Genomic DNA, 20,446 nt, shown 5'->3' with positions numbered 1-20,446 from the left:
CCATGCGAAAAATCATCCTGACCTGGCTGTTACCGACTCTCTTGCTCGCAGGATGTGCGCCCTGGGGCGGTGCGCCGCAGCCGGACAAGTCCTACGACCTCACCATCCTGCACACCAACGACCACCACGGCCGTTTTTGGAAAAACCAGAACGGTGAATATGGCATGGCGGCGCGCAAGACCGTGATAGACCGGATTCGCCAAGAGGTGAAGGACGCGGGCGGCTACAGCCTGTTGCTGGACGGTGGTGACGTAAACACCGGCGTACCGGAGTCCGACCTGCAAGACGCGGTGCCAGATTTTGAAGGCATGAACCTGCTGGGCTACGACGCGATGGCCGTGGGCAATCACGAATTTGACAAGCCCCCTGCCACCTTGCAAATGCAGCGCAAGCTGGCCCGCTTTCCCATGCTATCGGCCAACATTTACCAGGGCGACCAGCGCATGTTTGCGCCCTACAAGCTGTTTGAGCTGGGCGGCCTGCGCGTCGCGGTGATGGGGCTGACCACCGAGGACACCCGTATCTTGGTGCACCCGGATAACCTGCGCGGTGTGCGATTTGCGAGCCCACAAACCGAAGCCGCAGCGCTGGTGCCTGAGTTGCGCCGGCAGGCCGATGTCGTGATTGCCGCTACCCACATGGGCCATTACCCAGACGGCCAACACGGTAGCCAAGCCCCAGGCGACGTAGAGCTGGCACGCGCTGTACGCGGGCTGGACTTGATTGTGGGTGGCCACACGCAAAACCCGGCCTGTATGAAGGCAGAGAACGCGCTGGACACTGCCTATGTACCCGGTAGCGCCTGCGCACCTGACCGACAAAACGGCACCTGGATCGTGCAGGCCCACGAGTGGGGCAAGTACGTGGGCCGGGCCGACTTTCGTTACCAAGGTGGCCAGCTCACGCTGGTCAAATACAGCCTGATACCCATCAACCTAAAAAAATCCGTCAAAACGGCAGATGGAAAAACGGTGTTGCGACCCTACACCGAAGACATTGCGGAAGCGCCAGAGATGCTCAAGCTGCTCCAGCCCTACCAAGATTTTGGCCAACAAAAACTGCAAGCCGAAGTCGGCCGCAGTGATGCGCGGTTGGAGGGCGACCGCTCGGTGGTGCGCGGCCAGCCTACCGCACTGGGCGTGTTGATTGGCCGCGCCATGATGGAAAAAACCAATGCGGACTTGGCGGTCATGAACTCAGGCGGCATACGCGACAGTTTGCCCGCGGGCAGCATTTCATACAAAGATGTGCTCAAGGTCCATCCGTTTGGCAACACCGTCACCGTGGTCGCCTTGAGCGGACAAGAGGTTTGGGATTTTCTGGCGGTGTCCACCAAGATGACACCAGGCGCGGGCGCCTTCCCGCAGTTTGCGGGCGTGGACTTGGTCATCGACGGAAACAAACTGGTCAGCGCCAAAATTGGCGGCCACGATGTGGTGCCCGCAAAAACCTACCGTTTGGCAGTAAACAACTTTGTGGCTGCGGGCGGCGACGGCTACCCCCGTCTCAGCGGCCACCCCGGCTACGTGGATACGGGCTTTGTCGATGCGGATGTACTGCGCAGCTACATTGCCGCCCACACCCCCCTGCAAGCTCAATCCTTTGCGCCGGGCAACAGCGTGGTGCGTCGCTAGATGGCACGCCCCGCCCGCAAGCCGGTGCCGCGCCCAAAAACCAGCCTATCGACGCGCCCCGGGCGCGGTGGTCAGGGTTTGATCGTGGACGGCTACGCACCGTCGCAGATGATCGAAGACCTGCGCAAGTACCAGTCAGAACTAGAGGTTCAGAACCAGGCACTGCGCTACTCCCAGCAAGAAGCGGAAGGCGCCTCCGAACGCTTTGCCACCTTGTTCTCCAACGTGCCGCTGGCTTTGATGGTGGTGGACGAAGAGGGCTTGGTGATGGCCAGCAATGCCATGGCACTGCGCCTGTTTCAGCCACTGGAAAGCGATGCACCGCTGAACTTTTTGCTGCCCTTCGTGGGCCCCGATCACACCGACGAAGTGGCCATCGCGTTTTCAGCGGCCAAGCAGGAAGGCACCAGCGAGGTCCACGAGGTGGTGTTTCTGGCAGGCTCGCGCGGCAGCTTTAGCGGCGACTTGCACATTGCCCGCATTGAGAATCCGCTCGACGAACTGGCCCACTTCATCTGCGCCATCATCGACCAAGGCCCCTTGCTGGCCGAACGCCAGGCCTTGCAGAAAAGTGCATCGATCTTGCGCCAGCGCAATGAAGACCTGCTGCTCAGCGAAAACCGCATGGCAGCCATCATCAACTCATCGCTGGACGCCATTCTGTGCATCGACGAACAGCAACGCATCACCGTCTTCAACCCCGCCGCCACCGCCTTGTTTGAATGCCCGGCGGACCAGGCCTTTGGCGCCCGGTTGGGGCAATTTTTGCCGGCCGTGGAAGCAGCGCTGGAAGGCGGGCGGATTCCTGCGCAGGCCATGCTCGGCGAGTTCAGCGCCACGACGCTGCTGGGCAAGAACATCTATGTAGAGATTAGCGTGTCGCTAGAGCGCCGCCTGCGCAACCGTGTGCCCTTGCACACCGACGACGCCGAGCCGGCGAACTTGCGCGGGCAAGACACGGCGGCGGGAGCTAGTACGGTCACCACCATTTTTGCCCGCGACCTGACTTCCAAGAAGCTGGCTGAAACGCAGCGCGCGGCGCTAGAAACGCAGCTACGTGAGTCTCAAAAAATGCAAGCCATGGGCACCATGGCCGGCGGCATTGCCCACGACTTCAACAACATCCTGAGCGCAATCTTGGGCAATGTGGAATTGGCCAAGCAAGACACTGCGGCCGACGCCGCTGCGCTGGTCAGCCTCCAAGAGATCGACAAGGCGGGGCGGCGCGCGCGCGACCTCGTGCGCCAAATTCTGACCTTCAGCCGCAACGAACCGCCCAAACGGACCCCGATTCATCTGGCAGAAGTAGTTGAAGAAACCTTGCGCTTGGTCAAGGTCGCGCTCCCCCCTACCGTTGAGATTCGCCTGCTCGTTCCACCGAAAGTCCCCCTGGTCCTGGCAGATGCCACCCAGATCGAGCAGGCCCTGCTCAATCTGTTTACCAACGGCATCTTAGCCATCGGGCAGAAGAAAGGGTCGGTCACTATCGCATTGGACGAACGCCAGGTGGAGTCGCCGCAAAGCGAGCAGTTGGGATTGATGCCGGGGCACTATGTCACGGTACAAGTGCAAGACACCGGCAACGGTATGTCAGAGGCGACCTTGCAGCGTATCTTCGAACCGTTTTTCACCACCCGCCAAGTGGGCCAGGGCACGGGGCTAGGGCTGTCTGTGGTGCACGGCATCATGCAAACCCACTTGGGCGCCATTGATGTAGAGAGCACGCTTGGCGAAGGCAGTCTGTTTACCCTGTACTTCCCCGCCACCGAGCAAATGCCGCTGGACGTAGTCGAGCCCGAGACGGCGCCCGAAGTGCTGGGAGAAGGCCACCATGTGATGTACGTGGATGACGACCATGCCTTGGTGTTTTTGGTAGACCGCCTGTTGACCCGCAAGGGCTTTGTCGTCTCCACCTTCACCGACCCCCACGCCGCGTTGGCGGCGCTCAAGGCAAAACCGCAGTACTTTGCGTTGCTGGTCACGGACTACAACATGCCGGGTTTCTCGGGCTTGGACTTGCTACGTGCCGCCAAAGCATTACGGCCCGAGCTTCCCGTCGCGCTGGCCTCTGGTTATGTGACGCCCGAGATCGAACAGCGTGCCCTGCAGGAAGGGGCGAACGCCCTGATTTACAAACCCAATGATGTGAACGAGCTGTGCGAAACCGTGCAGCGCTTGGTTGCCCAGCATGATCCTCAGCACTGACGACTTTTTGGCCCTGCCGCTGGAGGTGGTGTACGCCGATGCGGCAATGGTGGTGCTCAACAAGCCCTCGGGCCTACTCACCGTGCCGGGCCGTGGACCTGACAAACAAGACTGCCTGAGCAAACGCGTGCAGGCTCGCTACCCCGACGCACTCATCGTGCACCGGCTGGACCGGGACACCTCGGGTTTGGTGGTCATGGCGCTGGGCTTGCCCGCGCAGCGGGTCATCAACCTTGCGTTCGAGCAGCGCCGGGTGGACAAACGCTATGTGGCTGTCGTCACCGGGCAACTCGCCGTCAGCGACGACTGGCAAGACATTGACATGCCCATGCTGGTGGACTGGCCCAACCGGCCCAAGCGCACCATCAATTACGCCGAGGGCCAACAGGCGCTCACGCGATGGCGCTGCACTGCGGTCGATACCACCGCCAACACCTCGCGCGTCGAACTAGAGCCCGTCACCGGACGCACTCACCAGTTGCGCGTTCACATGCAGGCCATTGGCCACCCCATGGTAGGCGACACCTTGTATGCCCCGCCCGAGGTCCAAGCTCAAGCAGGTCGCCTGCTGCTGCACTCGGGGCTGTTGAGCGTGCCCCACCCGGTAGACGGCGATCAGCGGGAATACAAGGTAGCGCCGGCCTTTTAAAGGCTGGGCCTAAAATGGTTTGGTGACCCAATACCAAAACGCCGATCTCCACTGCCACTCCGTAGTCTCCGATGGCACCCTCACCCCTGAAGCCTTGGCCGAACGCGCCAAGGGCAACGGGGTGGAACTGTGGGCCCTGACCGACCACGACGAAGTCGGCGGCTTGGAGCGTGCCCGCAACGCGGCGCTCGGCCAGGGCATGCGTTTTCTCACTGGCGTAGAAATTTCCATTACCTTTCTCCATCAAACGGTGCACATCGTCGGCCTAGGGTTTGACGCCGACAACGCCGACTTGCGCCAAGGCCTGCAGCAAACCCGTGGCGGCCGAGATGCCCGGGCCATGGAAATGTCCGACGGCTTGGCCAAGGTGGGCATTCAAGGGGCCTACGAGGGCGCACTGAAATTTGTGGGCAACCCGCAGCTGATTTCACGCACGCACTTTGCGCGCTTTTTGGTCGAGTCGGGTGTGTGCCGCGACACCAATGAGGTTTTTCGAAAATTCTTAGTCGAAGGCAAGCCCGGCTATGTGCCCCACCGCTGGGCGACGCTGAAAGATGCGGTGACCTGGATCACCCAGGCCGGTGGCGTGGCCGTGATTGCCCACCCCGCCCGCTACAAGTTCACGCCCAACGAAGAGTTCGCGCTGTTCACTGAGTTCAAGGGCTTTGGGGGCCAGGGCGTCGAAGTCGTGACCGGCAGCCACGCACCCGCCGAATACGTGACCTACGCCGCCACGGCCAAAGAGTTCGGCTTGGCGGCGTCGCGCGGCAGCGATTTCCACAGCCCCGACGAGAGCCACACCGAGCTGGGCACCCTGCCCTTTTTGAACAGCGAACTCACTCCAGTGTGGGAGCTTGTCAGCCACCGCATTCAGTAGCCTTCCCGCAGCTTTTTCTTCCTAGTCCGCGCGCAAGCGCTTGCACAGCCATGGCGCAGTATTTCGAACTTCACCCCGACAACCCGCAGGTCCGCCTGCTCAAACAAGCCGTGGGCCTGCTGGAAAAAGGCGGCATTCTGGCCGTTCCCACCGATTCCAGCTACGCGCTGGTCTGCCACCTGGACGACAAGGCCGCCGCTGACAAGCTGCGCAGCATTCGCGGGGTAGACGACAAACACCACCTCACCCTGCTGTGCCGCGATCTCAGCGAACTGGCCAACTACGCTCGGGTCGACAACAAGCAGTACCGCCTGCTCAAGGCGGCAACGCCCGGCGCCTACACCTTCATTCTGGAAGCCAGCAAGGAAGTGCCACGCCGCGTCAGCCACCCGTCGCGCAAGACCATTGGCCTGCGTGTACCCGAACATAAAGCATTAAATGAGCTTCTAGCCCTTCACGGATCTTCGCTACTAGCTACTACTTTGATAGCAAAAGGGGAGACCGAACCCCTGAATGACGCACAGGAAATTCGCGAGCGCTACGAACACGACATCGCCGCCGTGATCGACGCGGGCGCCTGCGCACTAGAACCCACCACGGTGATTGACCTGACAGGCGATGAGCCAGAGGTCATTCGTCAGGGCGGTGGGGACTTGGCGCGCATTGGCCTCTAAGTAGCCGGTATTCCCCCTATTTCACTCTGAGACAATTGCCCTGTGGATATTGCCCAACTTATTCAAACCATCGCCATTTACGCACTGCCGGTGCTCTTCGCCATCACGGTGCATGAAGCCGCGCACGGCTATGCGGCCCGCTACTTTGGCGATAACACCGCTTGGTCCTTGGGACGCGTCACCCTCAACCCTGCCAAACACATTGACCCCTTCGGCACCATTCTGCTGCCCTTGATGTTGGTCGTTATCGGCAGCCCCATCATTCTGGGCGCGGCCAAACCGGTGCCTGTGCGCTTTGGCAATCTGCGCAACCCCAAGCGCGACATGATTTGGGTGGCACTCGCGGGCCCGGCGGCGAACTTGGTGATGGCGCTGGCTTGGGGCATCGGTCTCTACCTGCTGCAAGGTCTGAGCGTCACCGAGCCCTTCTTTCTGAAGATGTGCCAAGCGGGCGTGCTGGTCAACGTGATCCTGTTCGCGTTCAATTTGTTTCCGCTGCCACCGCTGGACGGAGGCCGCATTTTGGTGGGGCTGCTACCGATCAAGCAGGCCTTGCTCGTCTCCAAAATCGAGCCATTTGGCTTTTTTATCGTGATCGCGCTGGTGTTTGCCGGCATCGTGAATACCGTGTGGATGCAGCCGGTGATGTCGCTCACCTACACCGTGCTCAACCTGCTGCTCTCCCCATTGGCCGCCTTGGTCCACTAATTCTTTTCTTCCTCTGACCCGACCATGAGCACCGTTCGCTTTCTTACCGGCATCACCACCTCGGGCACACCCCACCTCGGCAACTACGTGGGCTCGATCCGACCCTCCGTGCGCGCCAGCAAAACACAGGGTGTGGAAAGTTTTTACTTTTTGGCTGACTACCACGCACTGATCAAGGTGGACGAGCCCGCGCGCATCCAGCGCTCCACGCTGGAAATTGCCGCCAGCTGGTTGGCAGCAGGCCTGGACCCTGCGCATGTCACCTTCTATCGCCAGAGTGACGTACCCGAAATTCCCGAACTCACCTGGTTCCTGACCTGCGTGACCGGCAAGGGCGTGCTCAACCGTGCCCACGCCTACAAGGCCTCGGTGGACAAGAACACCGCCGCCGGTGTGGACCCCGATGCCGATGTGACGGCGGGCCTGTTCATGTACCCGGTGCTGATGGGCGCGGACATTTTGATGTTCAACGCGCACAAGGTGCCCGTGGGGCGCGACCAGATTCAGCATATTGAGATGGCGCGCGACATGGCAGCCAGCTTCAACCACCGCTATGGCGAGCACTTTGTGCCGCCGCAGGCCGAGATCGAAGAGTCTGTTGCCACCCTGCCCGGCCTGGACGGCCGCAAGATGAGTAAAAGCTACGACAACACGATCCCGCTGTTCAGCAGCCGCGAGCAACTCAAGAAACTGATTGCCAGCATCAAGACCGATTCACGCGCACCCGGCGACCCCAAAGACACCGAGGGCTCGGCCCTGTTTCAGATTTACCAGGCCTTTGCCAGCGAAGCAGAAACCGCCACGCTGCGCCAAGCCTATGCCGACGGCATTGCCTGGGGCGACGCCAAGGCGCTATTGCTAGACCGCATTGACCAAGAGATTGCGCCCATGCGCGCCGCCTACGAAGACTACATGGCCCACCCCGAAAAGGTAGAGGCTTTGTTGCTGGCCGGCGCCCAAAAGGCCCGCGCCATTGCCACGCCGTTCATGGGCCGATTGCGCGCCGCCGTCGGCCTGCGCAAGCTCAACACCGGCACGGAAACGCAGGTCGTCAAAACGGTCAAAGTGGCTTTGGCCTCATTCAAGCAGTACCGCGAGAAAGACGGCCAGTTCTACTTCAAGCTGGTAGACAGCACGGGCGCCTTGTTACTGCAAAGCAAGGGCTTTGAATCACCCAAGGTAGCAGGGCAGGCCATTGGCCAAATGCAACGCGACGGCGCCACCGCACTGACCGCCTTGCAAGCCCAACTGGAGCCGCTGAGCACCACCGCCCACACCGCCGTGGTGCAAGCGCTGACCGCATTGGCGCTGGCTGCCGAAAAGCCATGACACTATTGATTTCATAGCTACTCACGCAATACCCAAGCGGGCTAGACACCAAAATCACTTGAAAAGGCAGGCCATGAGCGACTTTCCCAAAGACATCTACACCGAACCCCACCCGGTCGACGTCGACACCCTGGCCAACCTGGGACCGCTGCGCGCCATGGCGGGTGTGTGGGAAGGTATGCGAGGCTTGGATGTAAAACCCAAAGCCGAGGGCCCCAAGAAGCAGGTGTTTCACGAGCGGATTGAACTACAGCCCATCGATCCGCAAACCAACGGTCCCCAACTGCTCTACGGCCTGCGCTACCACACGCATATCACCAAGCCCGAGCAGGTCAAGACCTACCACGACCAAGTGGGCTACTGGCTGTGGGAGCCAGCCACTGGCACCCTCATCCACACGCTGACCATTCCGCGCGGCCAAGTGGCCATGGCGGCTTGCGAGGCCACGGCAGACGCCACCGAGTTTGAGTTGGTGGCCACCCACGGCTTGGACACCTATGGAATTTGCTCAGCGCCGTTTTTGCAGCACGCCTTCAAGACCACCGAGTTCCGCATCAAGGTGACGATCAACGCCGACGGCACCTGGAGCTACGACGAAGACACGGTGCTGATGATTCAAGGGCAGACCGAGCCCTTTCACCACACCGACCGCAACACCTTGCACAAGGTGGCCGAGCCTACGCCCAACCCCCTGCAAGCCGCCAAGCACCTCACGCCAAGCTGAGCGTGGGCCCCAAGTGCCTGCGTCCTTCGTATTAGGGCGCCAGCACCCGGATTTGCAACAAGCGACGCGCGGTGCCCGCTGCTGAGTTGCTGCTGTAGTTGCCCGGCTGCGGCTCAGGGTCGCCACTGGCAGCGATCGTCACCCACTGGCCCAAGGGCGCCGTTACCGTCGAGCTAAAACTGGAACGGCGCTGGGCCGGCATGTCAGCCTGTGGCTGGGGTGCCATATCGGCCATTTGCACTTCCAGCTCGACCGTGGCGGGCTGCTTGCCGCCCGGCCAGCGCGGCGTCGCGGAGATGCTGCTACCGGTGTCAAACCATTGCAAAGCGTGTTTCACCCCGGCGCCGCTGTTGGCCGAAGCGGCCTGCACCGCCTCTACCCATTGCACCGGAGTAGACAGGTTGAACCGCAGCATGCCCTTTTGGCCGTTGCGCACCTGAATTTTTTGCAGCGGCAGCAGGGCTTCGGTGCCACCGGAACCGGCCCGGTAGCTAACAGCCTGCTCAGGCCCGTCTGCCACCTGCCGCAATTCCACCGTGAGGTCGCGCTGGGGCGGAGCCGCATGCGCCCCCCCAACCCCAAGGCCCCACAGCAAAAACCCGGCAAAGAGTGACACGCGAAGCTGGCTAAACATACTGCCATTGTTGTCCCAATCACCCGACGGCGAAAGCCGGGATAAACCAGCAAAACCGACGTTGTTTAATCTTCACGGCAAGAATGTTTCGCCGCCCTTCGTCCGACTTGGGAAATTCTTTTCTGGCCTATGCTTCACAACGAACCACCTTGGGATCCCACCATGCCTCTGAACCGCGCCTTCTTCGCCTGTGTACTCATAGGGCTGTCGCTGTCAGCTCAAGCCCATCTGGACGAACCCGTCACCCGCCCCGTCGGCATCTACCAAACGGATGCAAAAACAGGGGTTATCAGCCTGCGATTGGTCAACATCATGACCGCCGATCTTGCAACGTTTGAGATGCGCGATGCCCAACGCCAGCCCGTGTGCGCAGGGAAATTGACCACCAAAGGCCGGGACTGGGTGCTGAACGACGTGCAGTGCGATGAGGGAAAGTTGGTGCTGAAACAAATGGTGCTGACCGAACGTTTCAAATTTGGGGTCATCCGCCACGCGCTGGCCAAGCAGACTTTGCCCGACGGGAACATCATTGGGGTGTTCTTGCACTTGGGCTCCGAAAGTACGGGAATTTCGGAAACCCGGGTGTCCGACGAGAAGATCAAGGCCCTGTACGGCGAGTTTCCGGACTGGAAAACCCCGGATTGAGCCGGCCTCTGCCGATTAGGCGTTGACGTCGTGGGTTTTCCCCTATGGCTCAGAATGACCTGACAAAGATAATTAGTTCACCAAAAAAACTAAATAACACCGGGACGCGTTGAAAACTGCACTACCGGTCAGCTTGAAACGAACCCCTATGAGGAATCTATGACAAGCCCGAACGAAGCGCTCAAAACCCAGACCATTTTGTCCGCGAATGTCTCAGTTGTTTCTAAACAAAAAATGAAACTCAAAACCCAGATCGTCTTTCTGGGCTTGTTAGGGGCACTGCTTGCCATGGTGATCGGCGCCTTCGGTGTCGTGGCCGCCAAAACCATGAGCAAGTCGATCGACAGTCTCGTGGCGCTAGGGCAGACACAGCAAGCCAACGAAACCATCAGCCGAATGCACATTGCCATTCGCGGTGATGGACAGTTGGCCCTTTTTGGAGCGCAGCAGAACAGCCCCGAACGCATCGCCGAAGCTGAAACCTACTTTGCCACCCATGCCCAAACCCTCACAGCGGCCTTGGCGGGCTTACGGAGTACCGCCAGCTCGGCCGCAGCCAAGGAGCAGCTGGAAAAACTGGTACCGCTGATGGGCGAGTACACCGACATGGCCAAGCTGACCATCGAGTCCGCCAAAATTGATATCAGCATTGCAGAGAACAAAGCGGGGGCCTTGCAGAACACCTTTGCCCAAGTCGAGGCACCTATGGCGGCATTGGCGACGTCCGTCGGCGAAGAGGCCTCTAGCATTAACGCTGAGGCGCAAAAAGCGGTCGCGCGCACACTGCAAGTCATCATCATCAGTTGCGCTGTTGCGGCCGTGTTGATGCTGTCACTGGCACTGCTGCTGGCCAACAACATCACCCGCCCCATGGGCCAGGCCGTACGCAGTGCACGCTTGCTGGCGCAGGGCGACTTGACGGGCGACATTCAGGTGCAAGGCAACTACGAAACCAGCGAATTGCTGGGCTCCATGCGCCAAATGAGCGACACACTCAACCGCATGGTGCAAGGCGTCACGTCCAACGCGCACAGCGTGTCTATCGCCAGCGCAGAAATTGCCCAAGGCAACCAAGATTTGTCTGAACGCACCGAACAACAAGCCAGCGCGTTGGAGCAAACGACAGCATCCATGGCGCAGCTCAGCGACACGGTGAAACTCAATACCGAAGCGGCCGCCAAAGCGAACCATTTGGCAACCCAGGCGTCGCAAATTGCAGCAGCCGGAGGCGCCGTCGTCGGGCAGTTCGTCAACACGATGAGCTCGATTCATCAAGCCTCCACGCGAATCTCCGACATCATCGGCGTGATCGATGGCATCGCGTTCCAAACCAACATCCTCGCCCTCAATGCCGCCGTAGAAGCCGCCCGCGCGGGCGAGCAAGGGCGTGGCTTCGCGGTGGTGGCTTCGGAAGTGCGCTCGCTGGCAGGCCGCAGCGCCGAGGCTGCCAAAGAGATCAAGGGCCTGATTAACACCAGCGTAGAACGCGTTGCGGCAGGTAGCAACCTGGCCTCCCAGGCAGGCGCAACCATGACGCAAGTGGTGGATGCCATTGGGCAAGTCACCGAGATCGTAGGCACCATCAGCGAATCGAGTGTGACGCAGCACGACGGCGTGGTCCAAGTGAGCACGGCCATTTCCCGCATCGACCAAACCACCCAACAGAATGCGGCGTTGGTGGAAGAAATGGCCGCCGCCGCCAGCAGCCTGAAATCACAAGCCCAAGGGCTCGTGCACGCGGTGTCTGAATTCAAATTCAGCGCATCGGCTTCCCAACCGCAACCTCTTCGTCTACTCAATTGACAACCCAACGCCTAAGCTCAGGCATCGCTCCAAGGAAATCCAGGTCATGAAGAAAATTATTCCACTGCTGCTGTTGGCCAGCTCACTCTGGCAGGCGCCAGCACACGCCCAAGACAAGGGCAAGATTGGCATTTCGATGCCTACCGTGGCCCTGCAACGCTGGGTGATTGACGGCTTGGCTCTCGGCCGTTCGCTGGGCAAGCTGGACTACGAACCCGACTTGAAGTTTGCCGACAACGCGCCCAAGCAGCAGATTGCGCAGATTGAAAAAATGATTACCGACGGGGTACGGGTCTTGATCGTGGCACCCGTCGACGGGCCAGCCCTCAAGGACGTTCTGCAAAAGGCGGCTGACAAGAAGATCAAAATTATTTCTTATGACCGCCTGATCCGCGACACCCCCAACATCGACGGCTACGCCACGTTCGACAACTACCAAGTCGGCGTTATGCAAGGCGAAGACATCGTGAACCGGCTGGGGCTGAAAGACAAAGCGGGACCGTTCAGCATCGAACTGTTCGCCGGCTCCCCCGACGACAACAATGCCTTCTTCTTCTACAACGGTGCCATGTCGGTCCTCAAGCCTTATATTGAAAATGGGCGCCTGGTGGTGGAGTCTGGACAGACCGCCATGGAAGCCATTGCCACGCCCCAGTGGAACGGCGTCACCGCCCGCCTGCGCTTGGATAAGCTCATGACCGCGTTTTACAAAACCAAACGACTGGACGCCATATTGGCCCCCAACGACGGCATTTCCCTTGAGCTGCTGGCCACCCTGAAGCGTCTAGGTTATGGCAGCCAAGGCAAAGAATTTCCCGTGGTCACCGGGCAGGATGCCGACTTGAACTCGGTCCGCTCCATCATCAAAAGCGAGCAGTCCTCCACCATCTTCAAAGACACCCGTGCGCTGGCCGATGTCGCCGTCAATATGGCCGACGCCCTGATGCAAAACAAACCCATCCCCGTCAACGACACCAAGACCTACAACAACGGCGTCAAGCTGGTGAACTCGTTCCTGCTCAAGCCGGTGCTGGTGGACAAGTCCAACTGGTCCAAGATTTTGGTGGATTCGGGCTATTACAAGAGCTACGTCATCAGCAAGTGATGACCATCATCGGCGGCAACCGCCCATGAAAAAAGCGCCCTAGGGCGCTTTTTTGCTTTTGGAGGAGAAGGAGGGATTCGAACCCTCGGTGCCTTGCGACACGCCTGATTTCGAGTCAGGTACATTCGACCACTCTGCCACTTCTCCTGAATTCGCGTCGGTCAAAACGAAGCCGCGATTCTAGCAGGCCCGGTGGCCCGCTTTCCCCGCCAGCCTCCCTGGCTAGGCCTTCAGTACCGCCAACCCGCCCATGTAGCCACGCAGTGCCTCCGGCACGCTGATGCTGCCGTCGGCGTTCTGGTAGTTCTCCAGCACCGCCACCAGCGCGCGGCCTACGGCCAGGCCGGAGCCGTTCAGGGTGTGCACCAGCTCGTTTTTGCCCTGAGCGTTCTTGAAGCGGGCTTGCAGGCGGCGGGCCTGGAAGGCTTCGCAGTTGGACACCGAGCTGATTTCGCGGAAAGTGTTTTGCGCGGGCAGCCAGACTTCCAGGTCATAGGTCTTGGTGGCGCCAAAGCCCATGTCACCGGTGCACAGGCTCATCACGCGGTAGGGCAAGCCCAGCTTTTGCAAAATGGCTTCGGCGTGGCCGGTCATAGCTTCCAGCGCTTCGTAGCTCTTTTCGGGGTGCACGATCTGCACCATTTCCACCTTGTCGAACTGGTGCTGGCGAATCAGGCCGCGCGTGTCGCGCCCGGCGCTGCCGGCTTCAGAGCGGAAGCATGGCGTGTGGGCGGTGAGTTTGATGGGCAGGTCGGATTCGGCGGACACCACATCGCGCACGAAGTTGGTCAGCGGCACTTCGCTTGTTGGGATGAGGTACCAATTTTTCTCGACAACCTTCAGCTCAGAATCGGCAGCAACATTGCCGTTTACATCGAACTTATTTGCGTATACATCGGCATACGCGGCTTTGCTCTTTATGGCGCCAAAGGAAACCTGAAAGAGATCTTCCTCAAATTTAGGTAACTGACCAGTGCCGCGCAGACTGTCTTCGTTGACGATGTACGGCACATAGCACTCGGTGTATCCGTGCTCTTCTGTCTGCACATCTAGCATGAATTGCGACAAAGCACGGTGCAATCTAGCGATTGGGCCCTTCATTGAAGTAAAGCGTGCTCCTGAGAGTTTCACGCCCATCTCAAAGTCCAACCCGAGCGGGTTGCCCAAATCCACGTGGTCTTTGACTTCAAAATCGTAGGTCTTGGGCGTGCCCCAAGTGCGCACCACCACATTGCCGTGTTCGTCTTCGCCCACAGGCACGCTCTCGTGTGGCAGATTGGGAACGGCTTCCAGCATGGTTTGCATTTCGGCCTGAATCGCGTCCAGACGGGTAGCGGAGGCTTCCAGCTCGGTTTTCAAACCCGCCACTTCCGCCAAGGCAGCGTCGGCCTCCGCGTGTTGGCCCTTGCCTTTGAGCATGCCGATTTGTTTGCTGACCGTATTGCGCTTGGCCTGCATCTCTTCGGTGCGCATCTGGATGGTTTTGCGCTCAGCCTCCAGCGCGGTGAACGCGTCCACATTCAAGAAGGCTTGCGGGTTCTTGCGGGTTTGCAAACGGGCAACCACCGAATCCAGGTCTTTGCGCAGCAGGGTAATGTCTAACATGGCGTTCTTCTCGTACTTTTAAGTCAAATCGGGCTCTAGCCCTTTATTTTATTGCGTAAGCAGCTACTCTTTTAGGAGCAATTTAGTCGCCGCTCAGGCGTCCAGCCGCAAGCCCTTGGGCAGGGGGAATTTCACAGTCTCTTCAATGCCGTCCATCTTGCGCACTGACACAGCGCCCAGCGCCTTGATGCGGTCGATGACAGCCTTGACCAGTATCTCTGGGGCGGAAGCGCCAGCCGTCAGGCCCACGCGCTGCTTGCCTTCAAACCACGCCACCTGCAATTCGTCAGCGCTGTCCACCATATAGCTCTCGGTGCCCAGCTTTTGCGCCAGTTCGCGCAGGCGGTTGCTGTTGGAACTGGTGGGGCTGCCGACCACGATGACGATGTCCACCTGCGGGCTCATGACCTTGATCGCGTCTTGGCGGTTTTGCGTGGCATAGCAAATGTCTTGCTGCTTGGGCTCGCGCACGTTGGGGAAGCGGGCTTTCACTGCCGCCGCAATTTCCGAGGCGTCGTCCACGCTCAGCGTGGTTTGCGTCACCACCGCCAGCTTGGCCGTCTGGCCCGGCTGAACCCGCGCCACATCGGCCACGTCTTCCACCAAATGGATGCCGGCGTCGAGCTGACCCATGGTGCCTTCCACCTCCGGGTGGCCCTTGTGGCCGATCATGATGAACTCGTAGCCTTCTTTGTGCAGCTTGGCCACTTCCACGTGCACCTTGGTCACCAGCGGGCAGGTGGCGTCAAAGATCTGAAAGCCACGGCGCGCGGCCTCGCGCTGGATCGCCTGGCTCACGCCGTGGGCAGAGAACACCAGCGTCGCGCCCGGTGGCACGTCATCCAGCTCTTCAATAAAAATGGCGCCGCGTTCTTTCAGGTCGTTCACTACATAGGTGTTGTGCACGATCTCGTGGCGCACGTAGATAGGTCGGCCGAACTTGGTCAACGCTTTTTCCACAATCTCAATGGCGCGGTCCACACCGGCACAAAAGCCGCGTGGCTCGGCCAGAATGATTTCCTGTGGTCTAGTGATGTTCACGGTGTGGCTCATAACACCCCAATCAGTTGCACTTCAAACGTGACGGGCTGACCGGCCAGCGGGTGGTTGAAGTCGAATTGCACGGCGCCGTCCTTGCCACCGGCCTCGCGCACCGCCATCACCACGCCGGCAAACTGACCTTGTCCATCGGGTGTGGGGAACTGCACCACATCGCCCACGTTGTAGGTTTCTAGCGGGTCGCCCATGGAATTGAGCTCTTTGCGGGCCAACCACTGCTGCATGTCAGGGTTGCGCTCGCCAAAGGCAGCGCCAGCGGGCAGCTCAAACGTAGCGCGCGTGCCCTCTTCCAGCCCCAAGAGGCATTCTTCTACCGCCGGCGAGAGTTCGCCATTCCCCAGCGTCAGGGTGGAGGGCTTGCCCGTGAAGGTATTGATGATGTCGCCCGCCGGGCCGCCTAGGCGGTAGTGCAAGGTGAGGAAGGAGCCGGCGTCGACGCGGGGGTGCGTGGTGGTCATAAAAGTCTCGATAAACTGCCCTCTATTGTAGAAAGCACCAGCCCCTGCCCCCGGCCAAGGGCTTAGCCCTGAATTCACCCCTGCACTGCCCACTGCCATGCCCCTCAAAGACCTCCCCCCGAAGCCCGACCACGCGAGAAGTTGCTTGCGCGGGGCCCTGGCGGCCCTCAGCGATGCGGAGCTGTTGGCCATTTTGCTGCGCACCGGTATTGCGGGCAAAGGCGTTTTGCAAATGGCTGAAGAGCTTTTGCAACTCAAAAATCATAGCAGCTCACGTAATACGGACGGGGGCCAAGGTGGGTTTGGAGGTATATCTGGTTTGCTCAACGCCACCGCAGACGATTTGAAGCGCGTCAAAGGCCTGGGGCCAGCCAAGCGCGCCGAGATCGTGGCAGTGCTGGAGCTGGCCCGCCGCGCGCTGGCCCAGCGCCTGCAAGAGCGCACGGTGTTTGCCGAACCCAATGCGGTCAAAGACTATTTGCAGCTGCACTTGGCTTCACGCGCACACGAGGTATTTGCGGTCCTGTTTTTGGACAGCCAGAACCGCCTGCTGGCACTGGAAGAACTGTTTCGTGGCACGCTGACCCAAACCTCGGTCTACCCACGCGAGGTGGTAATCCGCGCCCTGCACCACCAAGCCGCCGCCGTGGTGCTGGCGCACAACCACCCCAGTGGCAGCGTGCAGCCCAGCCGTGCCGATGAGGCGCTGACGCGAACCCTGAAGGCGGCGCTGGCGCTGGTGGACGTGCGCGTGCTGGACCACATCATCGTGGCGCCGGGCCAGGCGCTGTCGATGGCTGAACAGGGCTTGGTATGAAGATCACCGCCCTCTCCGACCTCAAGCTGGTCAAAAAAGAGATTGAGGCCCAGGCGCTGCGCGAAGCGGCGCTGGCCGCGCAAAAAGCACTAGAGGCCAAACGCAAAGCCGCCGCCAGCAACCTGTTCCAGGCCGCCATTGGCAAGGTGCAACCCATGGTGCCACCGCAGCGCGCAGCGCTAGCCCCCACGCCGCCCCAGCCCATACCCAAGCAACAAATGCTGGACGATGCCGCAGCCCTGCAAGAGGCCCTCAGTGACGAGGTAGATGTCACCACGCTGCTTGATACCGACGACCAGCTCAGCTTTCGCCGCCCCGGCGTGGGCACCGATGTGACGCAGAAGCTGCGCAAGGGTAAATGGACGATTCAAAAGCAAATTGACCTGCACGGCTTTCGCAGCGACGAGGCGCGCGAGGCGCTAGGCACCTTCATCCGCGAGGCGCACAAGCAAGGCATCCGCTGCGTGCGTGTGGTGCATGGCAAAGGCTTGGGCTCGCCTGGCAAGGCTCCGGTGCTAAAAGAGAAAGTGCACCGCTGGCTGGTGCAAAAGAGCGAGGTGGTGGCCTTTGTACAAGCGCCACCCGCCCAAGGCGGCGCAGGCGCACTGGTGGTGCTGTTGCAGCCGCAGAATCGCGCCTGAACCGCACTACGCGCGCGTTTTGCGCGCCGCCCACCACTGCCCGGCCTGGTTCACCAGCAGCCCCAGCAACACCGCCCCAGTTCCCAGCCACTGCAGCAACTTGGGCACTTCTCCAAACGCCAGCTGCGGCAGCAGCCAGACCGACCACGGGCACCAATAGCGAATACGGCGTCACCTTGCCCGCCGGATGGCGCTGCAGCAGCTTGGTCCACAGCGTGTAGGCCAGCAAGGTCGCCAACCACGCCAAATACAACACCGACGCCACCTGCGCCCAGCCCAGACCACCGATCTGGGGACACCACAGACATCCCAACCATCTGCCCACAACGCCAAGCCGGTGAAGGGCAAGATAGGCACCACGCTGGTCCAGACGATGAAAGGAAACGGCTCATAACTGCCATGGCGGGCCGCCAGCCGCACCACGATGTTGGACACCGCCCACATAAAGGCCGCACTGGCCGTGAGCACCAGGCCCACCAAGGTCATTTGGCCCGGCCCTTCGCCATGCGCCGAGGCAATAGCCAGCAGGCCGCACAGCGCCAGCACCAGCCCGGCCCACTGCCAGCTGCGCGCGCGCTCACCCAGAATAGGCGCGGCCAGCAACAGGGTGAAAAAGGCCTGCATCTGCATCACCACCGAGGCCATGCCCGCCGTCATGCCCAGCTGCAGCCCCAGAAACAAAAAGCCGAACTGCCCCAGCCCCTGCGCCAGCCCATAGGCCAGCACATAACGCCAAGGCAGCGGCGGGCGCCCCACCCACCACAAAAACGGCAGCGACGCCGCCGCAAAACGCAGTGCGCCCAGCAACATGGGGCTCAGGCCCTGCAGGCCCACCTTCATGACCACAAAGTTCAGCCCCCACAGCACCACCACGGCCAGCGCGCGCAGGCTGTCGCCACGGCTCCAGGGCCGCAGCACCTGTGCGCCGCTCATGCGGCGGACCCGCTGTGACCGGTCACAGGGCGGCCTTGGGCGGCCCGGGCGGCAATAAAGGCGTCCAGTGCCTCGCTGCTGGTCTTGCCGGGCACATAACCCAAGTCTTTTTTGAGCGCGGTGTTCAGCAGCACCGGGCGGTAGCGCAAAAAGTCCAGTTGCTCCGGGCCATAACGGCTCACGCCCAGCGCTTGGCCCACGACCAAAGCGCTCTTGAGCAACCAGGCCGGCAAGGTGAGCAGCGGTTTGCCCAAGCGTTTGGCAATGGCCTGCAAGGGCAAGGCTCCATCGCCTGCCAGATTGAAACAACCTGCGTGGCGGCGCTGCAGCGCATGCAGCACGGCGCCGGTCACATCGGCGTCCCAGATGAATACGAACGGGCTATCGCTACCGCGTATGGCCAGCAAGCGCGGCTTTTCAAACAATGCGGTGATCTGGTTGTCCACGCCTTCGCCCAAGATGGTGCCAATCCGGAACACGGTTTGCAGCAGCTGCGGTGCACTAGCACGGTACTGCGCCAACATCTCTTCCACCAGGCGTTTGTGGTGGGCATAGGCAAAGGCTTCGTTGCCGCGCAGTGCATCACTCTCCACCAGCCAGGCTGGGTTGTCAGCGTGGTAACCATAGGCAGCGCCACTGGAGCTCACCACCAGATGCTGCACCCCCTGGGCCACGCAGGCATCCAGCACATTGCGCGTGCCCAGCACGTCCACCGAATACTCAAACTCACGGTTGGACTGTTTGCCCGGCGTGACGATGGAGGCCAAGTGCACCACGGTGTCGATGGCGTGCGCCGCCAACAGCTTGCCCACCGTGGGGTCGCGCACATCTTGCTCCAGGTAGGTGACGCCCGGCAGGCGGCGCTCTGGCGGTACGGTGCGCACATCGGCGGCCACAATGGCTTCAAACTGCCCGCGCTGCAACATGGCCGACACCAGGCTGCGACCCAAAAAGCCATCGGCCCCGGTAATGAAAACGCGACGCGCGGCGCCATGTGCCGACACATTCATGCCTCGCTCCCAGCCGGTTTGACCGGGGGCTTGCGACCCCACCAACTGGCCAGCGCCAGGCCGGCGATGATGTCCCAGAAGCCCCACACACCGGCCACCACAGCCATGCCACCCAGGCCACCAAAGAAGCTGAAGATCAGCACCAGGCCCAGGCCCGCATTGCGGATGCCCACCTCGATCGACACGGCGCGACGGTCATAGTCCGACAGGCCGGTGGCGCGGGCGCATAGATAGCCAGTGCCAAAAGCCAGCGCATCATGGATGGCCACCGCCAGCAGCACCAGGCCCACGTAGTCCAGAAAGTAGCGCCAGTTGCCGGCCACGGCGCCGACGATGAAACCGATGAGGCACAAGAAACTCAGGATGCGCGCAGGCTTGCGCACCTTCTCGGTAAAACGCGGCAGCTTTTCGGCACAGGCAATACCCAGTACAAAGGGCACGCCGATGATCACCACGATATGGCCCGCCATCTCCAGCGGGTCCAGCGCAATACTGCGAAACAGCGTGGATGCCGTGGGGTGCATGCCGGCCCAGAAGGCAAAGTTCAAGGGCATCAGCACAATGGCCAGCGCGTTGGAAATGGCGGTCATGGACACCGACAGCGCCACATTGCCCTGCGCCCGGTGCGTGAGGATGTTGCTCACATTGCCGGGCGGGCAGCAAGCCACCAGAATCATGCCCAGCGCAATGCTGGGGCCGGGGTTCAGCACCAGGGTGAGCGCATAGGTGACGGCGGGCAACACCACAAACTGTGCCGCAATGCCCACCGCCATGGCCACCGGCATGCGCATCACGCGTTTGAAGTCGGCCACGCGTGTGTCCAGCGCAATGCCGAACATCAGAAAACCCAGCACGATGTTGAGCACCACCAGCGAAGCGGGGTTGAAGTTCAGGCGTATTTCGTCCACAGGCAACATGGGGGTCTCCCTTTTGTAT

Annotated in this window: 18 protein-coding genes, 1 tRNA gene and 2 pseudogenes; 13 read left to right on the top strand and 8 right to left on the bottom strand. The window is 60.8% G+C overall.

Annotation, left to right across the window (positions count from 1 at the left end; all coding sequences use genetic code 11):
• Nucleotides 1–2 precede the first annotated feature (2 nt).
• The 8 genes from ushA to U5O12_RS04830 all read left to right on the top strand — a co-directional run bounded on the left by ushA (nt 3) and on the right by U5O12_RS04830 (nt 8,800).
• Nucleotides 3–1,634 carry a bifunctional UDP-sugar hydrolase/5'-nucleotidase UshA gene (gene ushA / locus U5O12_RS04865; protein WP_322577551.1) on the top strand — a complete coding sequence of 544 codons (1,632 nt, stop codon included), beginning with the start codon at nt 3–5 and terminating at the stop codon, nt 1,632–1,634.
• Nucleotides 1,635–3,839 carry an ATP-binding protein gene (locus U5O12_RS04860; protein WP_416221448.1) on the top strand — a complete coding sequence of 735 codons (2,205 nt, stop codon included), beginning with the start codon at nt 1,635–1,637 and terminating at the stop codon, nt 3,837–3,839.
• Nucleotides 3,823–4,488 carry an RluA family pseudouridine synthase gene (locus U5O12_RS04855; RefSeq protein WP_322577550.1) on the top strand — a complete coding sequence of 222 codons (666 nt, stop codon included), beginning with the start codon at nt 3,823–3,825 and terminating at the stop codon, nt 4,486–4,488. Before U5O12_RS04860 ends, U5O12_RS04855 begins: the two co-directional genes overlap by 17 nt.
• 22 nt (nt 4,489–4,510) lie before the next feature.
• The gene (locus U5O12_RS04850) at nt 4,511–5,365 is read left to right on the top strand and encodes a 3',5'-nucleoside bisphosphate phosphatase (protein ID WP_322577549.1); all 855 of its coding nucleotides are present in this window, start codon (nt 4,511–4,513) and stop codon (nt 5,363–5,365) included.
• A gap of 50 nt (nt 5,366–5,415) precedes the next feature.
• Nucleotides 5,416–6,039 (top strand): L-threonylcarbamoyladenylate synthase, encoded by a 624-nt coding sequence (locus U5O12_RS04845; RefSeq protein ID WP_322577548.1) that lies wholly within the window; start codon nt 5,416–5,418, stop codon nt 6,037–6,039.
• A 42-nt stretch (nt 6,040–6,081) separates the two neighbouring features.
• The gene (locus U5O12_RS04840; protein WP_322577547.1) at nt 6,082–6,747 is read left to right on the top strand and encodes a site-2 protease family protein; all 666 of its coding nucleotides are present in this window, start codon (nt 6,082–6,084) and stop codon (nt 6,745–6,747) included.
• Nucleotides 6,748–6,771: 24 nt separating this feature from the next.
• Complete coding sequence (locus U5O12_RS04835) at nt 6,772–8,076, top strand: tryptophan--tRNA ligase (RefSeq protein WP_322577546.1); 1,305 nt, start codon at nt 6,772–6,774, stop codon at nt 8,074–8,076.
• Nucleotides 8,077–8,149: 73 nt separating this feature from the next.
• Nucleotides 8,150–8,800: an FABP family protein gene (locus U5O12_RS04830; protein WP_322577545.1), complete on the top strand. Its 651-nt coding sequence runs from the start codon at nt 8,150–8,152 to the stop codon at nt 8,798–8,800.
• 31 nt (nt 8,801–8,831) lie between these two features.
• Here the strand turns inward: U5O12_RS04830 and U5O12_RS04825 are convergent, their stop codons facing one another.
• A complete protein-coding gene (locus tag U5O12_RS04825; RefSeq protein ID WP_322577544.1) occupies nt 8,832–9,434 on the bottom strand; it encodes a hypothetical protein in 603 nt (200 codons plus the stop codon).
• 162 nt (nt 9,435–9,596) lie between these two features.
• Between U5O12_RS04825 and U5O12_RS04820 the strand changes: the two genes are divergently transcribed.
• The 3 genes from U5O12_RS04820 (at nt 9,597) to chvE (ending at nt 12,987) form a co-directional block, all read left to right on the top strand.
• A complete protein-coding gene (locus U5O12_RS04820) occupies nt 9,597–10,079 on the top strand; it encodes a hypothetical protein (RefSeq protein ID WP_322577543.1) in 483 nt (160 codons plus the stop codon).
• Between the two features lie 234 nt (nt 10,080–10,313).
• On the top strand, nt 10,314–11,882 hold the full coding sequence (locus U5O12_RS04815; RefSeq protein ID WP_322577542.1) for a methyl-accepting chemotaxis protein: 1,569 nt from the start codon (nt 10,314–10,316) through the stop codon (nt 11,880–11,882).
• Nucleotides 11,883–11,928: 46 nt separating this feature from the next.
• The gene (gene chvE / locus U5O12_RS04810; protein WP_322577541.1) at nt 11,929–12,987 is read left to right on the top strand and encodes a multiple monosaccharide ABC transporter substrate-binding protein; all 1,059 of its coding nucleotides are present in this window, start codon (nt 11,929–11,931) and stop codon (nt 12,985–12,987) included.
• 59 nt (nt 12,988–13,046) lie between these two features.
• Here chvE and U5O12_RS04805 read toward each other — a convergent pair.
• From U5O12_RS04805 to U5O12_RS04790, 4 genes are all read right to left on the bottom strand, one after another.
• Nucleotides 13,047–13,134: transfer RNA gene (locus tag U5O12_RS04805), tRNA-Ser, on the bottom strand.
• A gap of 75 nt (nt 13,135–13,209) precedes the next feature.
• Nucleotides 13,210–14,592: a serine--tRNA ligase gene (gene serS / locus U5O12_RS04800; protein ID WP_322577540.1), complete on the bottom strand. Its 1,383-nt coding sequence runs from the start codon at nt 14,590–14,592 to the stop codon at nt 13,210–13,212.
• A 93-nt stretch (nt 14,593–14,685) separates the two neighbouring features.
• The gene (ispH, locus tag U5O12_RS04795) at nt 14,686–15,627 is read right to left on the bottom strand and encodes a 4-hydroxy-3-methylbut-2-enyl diphosphate reductase (RefSeq protein WP_322577559.1); all 942 of its coding nucleotides are present in this window, start codon (nt 15,625–15,627) and stop codon (nt 14,686–14,688) included.
• A 14-nt stretch (nt 15,628–15,641) separates the two neighbouring features.
• The gene (locus U5O12_RS04790; RefSeq protein WP_322577539.1) at nt 15,642–16,109 is read right to left on the bottom strand and encodes an FKBP-type peptidyl-prolyl cis-trans isomerase; all 468 of its coding nucleotides are present in this window, start codon (nt 16,107–16,109) and stop codon (nt 15,642–15,644) included.
• Nucleotides 16,110–16,206: 97 nt separating this feature from the next.
• On the opposite strand from U5O12_RS04790, the pseudogene radC reads away from it, so the two are divergent.
• A pseudogene (gene radC, locus U5O12_RS04785) lies at nt 16,207–16,926 on the top strand (RadC family protein).
• Nucleotides 16,923–17,567, top strand: a complete 645-nt coding sequence (locus tag U5O12_RS04780) for a Smr/MutS family protein (protein WP_322577538.1) — start codon at nt 16,923–16,925, stop codon at nt 17,565–17,567. The pseudogene radC and the gene U5O12_RS04780 overlap by 4 nt, the downstream one beginning before the upstream one ends.
• A gap of 6 nt (nt 17,568–17,573) precedes the next feature.
• Here the strand turns inward: U5O12_RS04780 and U5O12_RS04775 are convergent.
• From U5O12_RS04775 to U5O12_RS04765, 3 genes and pseudogenes are all read right to left on the bottom strand, one after another.
• Nucleotides 17,574–18,500 (bottom strand): annotated as a pseudogene (locus U5O12_RS04775) (EamA family transporter).
• The gene (locus tag U5O12_RS04770; RefSeq protein ID WP_322577537.1) at nt 18,497–19,510 is read right to left on the bottom strand and encodes an SDR family oxidoreductase; all 1,014 of its coding nucleotides are present in this window, start codon (nt 19,508–19,510) and stop codon (nt 18,497–18,499) included. Before U5O12_RS04770 ends, U5O12_RS04775 begins: the two are co-directional and overlap by 4 nt.
• Nucleotides 19,507–20,427, bottom strand: coding sequence for a bile acid:sodium symporter family protein (locus tag U5O12_RS04765; RefSeq protein WP_322577536.1), 921 nt, complete (start codon nt 20,425–20,427; stop codon nt 19,507–19,509). Before U5O12_RS04765 ends, U5O12_RS04770 begins: the two co-directional genes overlap by 4 nt.
• Between the last annotated feature and the right edge of the window lie 19 nt (nt 20,428–20,446).

The sequence above is a fragment of the Rhodoferax sp. genome (assembly GCF_034519335.1).
Lineage (GTDB): Bacteria > Pseudomonadota > Gammaproteobacteria > Burkholderiales > Burkholderiaceae_C > Allorhodoferax.
Note: the sequence above shows the minus strand (reverse complement) of the source record. Positions and strands in the feature narration are given on the sequence as shown.